We start from the raw sequence: 6,312 nt of genomic DNA on the forward strand, positions 1-6,312 counted from the left end.
AATAAAAATAGTATTAGATTTTAACTAAGAGTTATAACCTAATACTATTTTTATTAATCACATTTTATAAGTTTGCCTACTATTTCTTCACATATCTCATTTATTGTTTTATTATCTGTAGATACTATAATATCACTTGCATTTAAATATTTTTGCTCCCTTTGTTTCATTAAATTTGATATAAATTCTATATTCATGTTTCCATTTAATAGAGGTCTTTCATTACTATATCTAACACGTTCAAATATAGTTTCTGGTGATGCTGTAAGTAGTACAACTTTTCCACTTTGTTTCATATATTCTACGTTTATATCTCTAAGGGCCATACCTCCGCCACATGAAATTATAGTATTTTGTCTTTGTTTTAAAGATATTAAGGTATTTGTCTCACATTTTCTAAAATACTCTTCACCTTTTATTTTAAACATCTCTGCAATAGTCATACCTTCCATCTTTACTATATGCGCATCTGTTTCTATTTCTTCCATAGATAGCATATGACTTAAGTAAGAAGACACTGTAGTTTTTCCAACTCCCATAAATCCAATTAAGAATATATTATATGCAAATAAATTTTTAGCTTGTATCTTTTTGCCATTATCTACTATATATCTAAATACATCTAAAATCTCGTCTTCAAATTTATTTCCATCTATTTGATTTCTCAAACTAATTTCTTTTTGTGCTTCAAATTCTTCTTGAAGTATAGGTAGTCCATGTTCTTTTTTATAGGCTATAATATCTTCAATATAGTTCATTCTTTCTGTTAAAAGCTCAATTATCTTACTATCACAATCACTAATTTTCTCTCTAATATTTTCAATATTTTTCATACTCTTTCCCCTTAAATTAGTTTTTATTTTTATTATAAGTCTAATTCAAGATTTAATCCAATTAATTTATTTATAAAATCTTATATATTTGATATATAATTTTACGCCTCTATATTTTTATGTATTAATTTTAATAAATTGCTCAAGTCCTCAATATTGGGTTGTCCTGGTGCACTTTTTTTAATATTAACACCATAAGTCAAACATGAACCAAAAAATTCTCCACAAATCCTGCTTAGTCCACCTTTTTCACCAATTGATATTGTGCAAATAGGCACGCTAGATATATGCTCTGAAATTATAATTGTAGTTTCTAGAAGTTCAACAACATCTAACTTACTGCTCGGCTTTGTTATTATTTTTATAATATCAGCACCCATATCCTCTAATTCTTTTGCTGTAGCAATACATTCTGCCTTAGATGGCGTGTGATCTAAATTATGATTAGTCGTTATTACATATGTGCCCATATCTTTTGCAACTTCAATTATTTCCTTCATATTATCTTTGCCTATACTATCTTCAACATCTATAAAGTCTACTAATTTAGTAGCACATACTTCTTTATATATCTCTACATACTTTTCTTCAGTTATATCAGCTTCCCCATCGCTTGTATTTCTTTTAATTGTAAATATAATAGGTATATTTTTTAATATTTTTCTAAGCTTTTCAAGAACTATCTCTATCTTTGAATAATCATTATAATATTCGTACCAGTCTACTCTCCATTCGACAATATCTATATCTAATATATCAAAATCTACTGGTATAATAGAAAACTTCTTTGCTGTATGTAAAATTTCTTTTTCTGTTTTATCACATATTGGAGCAATTATTTTAGGTATACCTTTTCCTATTTCTACATCCCTTACTTTTAAAATCCTCATACTCCTCAAATCTCCCTTTTAATATAATAATATTTATCTTATTAATTATTATATCAAAAAAAGTCATACCTTAATATATAATAAATCTTTTAGTATATATTTTTAGTTTCAATTTTTTCTTTAGAGTCACAATTTTCAATTATAAATTTACTAAATTGTTCTACTGCTGGAGATAAGTATTTATTTTTTAATTTTGCCATATATATATTTCTGCTATAAACTGGACTTTTTAATTTTATTATATCTAAATTCAAATTTTTTAAAAAAGGTATATTAGGCATTATTGCTATCCCAAATCCTCCTGATACTAAACCTGCCATAGAACTGTCATTTTCAACTTCATAAGATATAATTTGCTTTTTATCTATTTCTTTAAATAAGTCATCTATAACTTTTCTAAGTCCGCTCGATTTAGTAAATGCAATCTGATTGTAAGATGCAGTTTTTATTAAATCTATCTCTTTATATTTAGATAACTCATGATTTTTTGGAACTACTACTACCAACTCTTCTTGTTTTATTTTTATAAACTCTATATCTTTATCATCCTTTACTTTAGAACAAAATCCTATATCATATTTTTCATTTTTTAGTCTTTCTATAATAGATTTTGTATTATTAGATGAAAATGTAAATCCAAAACTCTTATCTTTATTGCTGTCTAAAAATTTTCTTACCATAAGCGGTACAAATTCAGTCTCCAGCGTATATATATAGCCTAAGTCTATAAGTCCACTTGTCGCACAAGTAAGAGCCTTAGTTTTATCCACTCCCTCTTGTAAATAATCTAAAGATTTTTCTACATATTTTAAAAAGATTTTTCCGTATTTAGTTAAACTCACATTTCTACCTTGCTTTTCAAATAACTTTGTGCCGAGCTCTTCTTCTAATGAAGAAATAGCGTGACTAAGACTAGGCTGAGTTATATCTAAGTCTTTTGCAGCTTTCGTATAATGCTCTAAGTGAGCTAACTTAACAAAGTATTGTAAATGATTTAAATTCATAATATCCCCTTTCTATTACTAATTTAATGTTTTTATTTTAATATACAATTTTTATTTTTTTAATAGATTTATCTATTTTTATAACGCATAAGAAATTATGTTAATTATAAATAAAATCTATATAAATCCATTTTTTCTTAAATTTTATTTATAGATTTTTAAATTATATAAAAAATAAAAAAACTTACTAAATTTATCATCAATTATAATAATACTTCATAAAAAACAATATTTCTATTAGTTTTATCTATGAATTCTTAAATAAAGTCTATTAGTTATTTTAAATAAATACTGTTAGAATAATCTTAAATAAAAAATTAACAATCAAAAAAATAATAATCACACATACAATAAAATTTAATGGAGGTTTTAAAATGGCACACAAATATAAAAATATCTTTTCACCTTTAACAGTAAAAAATATGACTTTAAAAAACCGCATCGTAATGATGCCAATGGGTACAAACTACGGTGAACAAAATGGAGAGATGAGTTTTTTACACATTAATTATTATGAACAAAGAGCAAAAGGCGGTACTGGACTTATAATAGTAGAAAATGCTAGTGTATTTTCTCCACAAGGTTCAAACGGCACTTCTCAACTTCGCATAGATCACGATAGTTATCTACCAAGATTATATAAACTTTGCGAAAGAGTTCACAAATATGGAACAAAAATAGCTATACAAATAAATCATGCAGGAGCTTCTGCAATGTCTTCAAGAACAGGAATGCAACCAGTTTCTGCTTCAAATATACCATCAAAAGCAGGCGGAGAAATTCCTAGACCACTTGAAAAAGAAGAAATATATGAAATAGCTAAAAAATACGGTGAAGCAGCTAAAAGAGCACAAACTGCTGGTTTTGATGCAGTTGAAATACATGCTGGTCACTCTTACTTAATAAGTCAATTCTTATCACCATTATATAACGATAGAACTGATGAATTTGGTGGTTCTATAGAAAACAGAACTCGTTTTGCAAGACTTGTAATAGATGAAGTTAGAAAAAATGTTGGGCCTAACTTCCCAATATTATTACGTTTAAGTGCAGATGAATTTATGGAAGGTGGTAATACAATAGATGACTGCCTAAAATACTTAGAATACTTAAATGATGAAGTAGATATATACGACGTATCTGCTGCTCTTAACGGCTCAATACAATATCAAATAGATGCTAACTATTTAAAAGATGGTTGGAGAGCTTATTTATCAAAAGCAGTTAAAGATAAATTTAATAAACCATGTATAACAATGGGTAATATAAGAAATCCTCAAGTTGCTGAAGATATACTTGAAAGAGGAGATGCCGATTTAATAGGTATGGGACGTGGACTTATAGCTGATCCTGAATGGGTAAACAAAGTTGAACTTGGAAAAGAAGATGAACTTAGAAAATGTATATCTTGTAATATAGGATGTGCTGGAAATAGAATAGGAATAAATAGACCTATAAGATGTACTGTAAACCCTTCTGTAAATGAAGATGAGGTTTATAAAAAAGTAAAAGTAAATAAAAATTGTAATGTAGTAGTTATAGGTGGTGGTACTGCAGGACTTGAAGCTGCCTGTACAGCTGCAGAAGTTGGATGTGCTACATTCTTAATCGAGAAAAAAGATGTTTTAGGTGGTCTAGCTACTGAAATTTCAAAAATACCAGATAAAAGAAGATTATATGACTTCCCTAAATATTTAATAAATAGAGCAGAAAAATTAGATAATTTATATGTTTTTAAAAATACTGAAGCTAATGTAGAATTTATTAAAAACTTAAAACCTAATTTAATAATAAACGCAACTGGTTCTTCTCCATTATTACCTCCAATCAAAGGGCTTCATGAAGTAATGGCTAAAGAAGATTCAAAAGTCTTCTCTATATTAGATATGATAAATAATATAGAAAATTATCCACAAGATTTAACTGGCAAAAAAGTCGTTATAATCGGTGGTGGTGCTGTTGGACTTGATGTAGCAGAATTCTTTGCACCAAGAAATGCTGACTGCTCTATAGTTGAAATGGCTCCTGTTATAGGAAATGGAATAGATCCAGTATCAAAAGTTGGTACTTTTGATTTATTAAACAAACATAATGTAAAACAACTTACTAATACAAAATTATTAGAAGTAAAAGATAATTCATTCTTAGTTGAATATGCGGATGGCTCATTAGATGAGTTAGAATTTGATTATGGATTTGTATGCTTAGGAATGAAATCAAATAACCCTGTATTAAAAGCTCTAGAAGAAGAATATTCTGATACAAATATAGAAATTGTTTCTATAGGAGACAGTATAAGAGCTAGACGTATTATAGAAGGTGTTGAAGAAGGAAGAAATATTATAAATACACTTACTAAACACGATTATCTTGATATTTATGTATAAGATATAATATAAAATTATTTTCAAAATAAAAACTAGGCTGTTTTAATAATTATATTTATAAAACAGCCTAGTTTTTTAATAAGTTTTCGATATGTAAATTTACTTTAAAAACTACTTATAAAAATCTTTTGTTTTTTACTTTATAAAATACTTATAAAGTTTTTTGTTGTTCTAAGAATATCTCTAGTATATTTTTTGTATCTTCTAATGTAGGTTTTATACCTGTCCATATATTAAATGAATGTACGCCTTGGTTTATAAGCATTTGTATCCCATAAGCGATCTTTAAATCATATCTAAGACCCCATTTAATAAGTGCTGTTTCATGTGGTTTATAAACAGCATCTGCTACTATAAGATGCTTAGGCGGGATTAAAGATATATCAATTGGAGATTCATCTGTACCCATTCCAATAGGAGTAGTATTTATAAGTATATCAATATTATCTATATCTTCTTGTGTTATATTTTTAGATGTCGCAATAGCCTCAGTTTCAAAATGTTCATTTATTGTATCAGCTATCGATTGTGCCTTTTCTATACTTCTATTTACAATCTCAATCGATTTAGCATTTTCAATTGCAAGCTGTATTGCAATACTTCTACAGGCACCTCCTGCACCTATTATTAGTACTTTCTTTCCTTCAATGCTCTCTTGACTAGCATCTTTTATAGATTTAGTAAGACCTGTTCCGTCTGTGTTATATCCATATAATTTTCCATCTACGTTTTTAATAGTATTTACAGCTCCAAATAATTTAGCCTTTTCGTCTATAAAATCTAAATACTTCATAACTTCTATTTTGTGAGGAATAGTTACATTCGTTCCCATTATACCAAGATGTCTTATTCCTTCTATACCTTCTTTTAAATATTCAGGATCAATATCATAACTTACATAAACTGCATCAATATTGTATTTTTTGAATAAATAATTATGTATCTTTGGCGAAAAACTTTGGCTAATTGGATGTCCAATTACACTGTATACTTTTGTTTTCGAACTTATGCTCTTCATTTTGATTATCCTCCTATAAACTCTTTTTTAGTTCATGTTTATTTACTTAAATTCTAGCTAATAAAAAAAAATTGTCAATCTTAATTAGTATCTTTTTAATAATAGATGAATTATCATATTAAGTGCAACACTTAAAAATGGATAAAAAAATAGCTCATAAGTTTATGTTCATGTTACAGT

General features: G+C 27.2%; 5 protein-coding genes. 1 reads left to right on the forward strand and 4 read right to left on the reverse strand.

Annotated elements, in window-relative coordinates; translation table 11 throughout:
- Positions 1-53: 53 nt before the first annotated feature.
- The 3 genes from ABCM86_RS13870 to ABCM86_RS13880 form a co-directional block, all read right to left on the reverse strand.
- Entirely contained in the window at positions 54-833 is a 780-nt protein-coding gene (locus tag ABCM86_RS13870; protein ID WP_295572577.1) for a shikimate kinase, read from the reverse strand.
- Positions 834-934: 101 nt separating this feature from the next.
- Positions 935-1,723 carry a type I 3-dehydroquinate dehydratase gene (gene aroD / locus ABCM86_RS13875; RefSeq protein WP_195931824.1) on the reverse strand — a complete coding sequence of 263 codons (789 nt, stop codon included), beginning with the start codon at positions 1,721-1,723 and terminating at the stop codon, positions 935-937.
- An 89-nt stretch (positions 1,724-1,812) separates the two neighbouring features.
- The gene (locus ABCM86_RS13880; protein WP_343004193.1) at positions 1,813-2,727 is read right to left on the reverse strand and encodes a LysR family transcriptional regulator; all 915 of its coding nucleotides are present in this window, start codon (positions 2,725-2,727) and stop codon (positions 1,813-1,815) included.
- A 374-nt stretch (positions 2,728-3,101) separates the two neighbouring features.
- On the opposite strand from ABCM86_RS13880, the gene ABCM86_RS13885 reads away from it, so the two are divergent.
- The gene (locus ABCM86_RS13885; protein ID WP_295733229.1) at positions 3,102-5,114 is read left to right on the forward strand and encodes an NAD(P)/FAD-dependent oxidoreductase; all 2,013 of its coding nucleotides are present in this window, start codon (positions 3,102-3,104) and stop codon (positions 5,112-5,114) included.
- Between the two features lie 151 nt (positions 5,115-5,265).
- Here the strand turns inward: ABCM86_RS13885 and aroE are convergent, their stop codons facing one another.
- A complete protein-coding gene (gene aroE, locus ABCM86_RS13890) occupies positions 5,266-6,132 on the reverse strand; it encodes a shikimate dehydrogenase (protein WP_295733230.1) in 867 nt (288 codons plus the stop codon).
- Positions 6,133-6,312: the final 180 nt, after the last annotated feature.

The sequence above is a fragment of the Clostridium sp. 2218st1_F5_2218SCRN_220325 genome (assembly GCF_039062665.1).
In the GTDB taxonomy this organism is placed as follows: domain Bacteria; phylum Bacillota; class Clostridia; order Peptostreptococcales; family Peptostreptococcaceae; genus Intestinibacter.

Bases quoted from the DNA above. Each gene is read 5' to 3' on its own strand.
- ABCM86_RS13870 (WP_295572577.1), bottom strand. From the start codon at position 833: ATGAAAAATATTGAAAATATTAGAGAGAAAATTAGTGATTGTGATAGT.
- aroD (WP_195931824.1), bottom strand. From the start codon at position 1,723: ATGAGGATTTTAAAAGTAAGGGATGTAGAAATAGGAAAAGGTATACCT.
- ABCM86_RS13880 (WP_343004193.1), bottom strand. From the start codon at position 2,727: ATGAATTTAAATCATTTACAATACTTTGTTAAGTTAGCTCACTTAGAG.
- ABCM86_RS13885 (WP_295733229.1), top strand. From the start codon at position 3,102: ATGGCACACAAATATAAAAATATCTTTTCACCTTTAACAGTAAAAAAT.
- aroE (WP_295733230.1), bottom strand. From the start codon at position 6,132: ATGAAGAGCATAAGTTCGAAAACAAAAGTATACAGTGTAATTGGACAT.